The sequence below is a fragment of the Alicyclobacillus hesperidum subsp. aegles genome, from assembly GCF_027923525.1.
Taxonomy (GTDB): domain Bacteria; phylum Bacillota; class Bacilli; order Alicyclobacillales; family Alicyclobacillaceae; genus Alicyclobacillus; species Alicyclobacillus aegles.
On sequence record NZ_BSBJ01000032.1, the window covers coordinates 1 to 337 of the forward strand.

General features: G+C 54.3%; 1 rRNA gene. It reads right to left on the reverse strand.

The window, feature by feature from the left end:
• Positions 1-337, reverse strand: a 16S ribosomal RNA gene (locus QMF38_RS09565); the annotation flags it as partial.

Sequence of the window (337 nt, forward strand, 5' to 3'; positions counted from 1 at the left end):
GTTGCTTCGAATTAAACCACATGCTCCACTGCTTGTGCGGGCCCCCGTCAATTCCTTTGAGTTTCAGTCTTGCGACCGTACTCCCCAGGCGGAGTGCTTATTGGGTTTCCTTCGGCACTGAGGTGTATCCCCCCAACACCTAGCACTCATCGTTTACGGCGTGGACTACCAGGGTATCTAATCCTGTTTGCTCCCCACGCTTTCGTGCCTCAGCGTCAGTCACTGTCCAGCAAGGCGCCTTCGCCACTGGTATTCCTCCACATATCTACGCATTTCACCGCTACACGTGGAATTCCCCTTGCCTCTCCAGCACTCAAGTCATGCAGTTTCCAAAGCC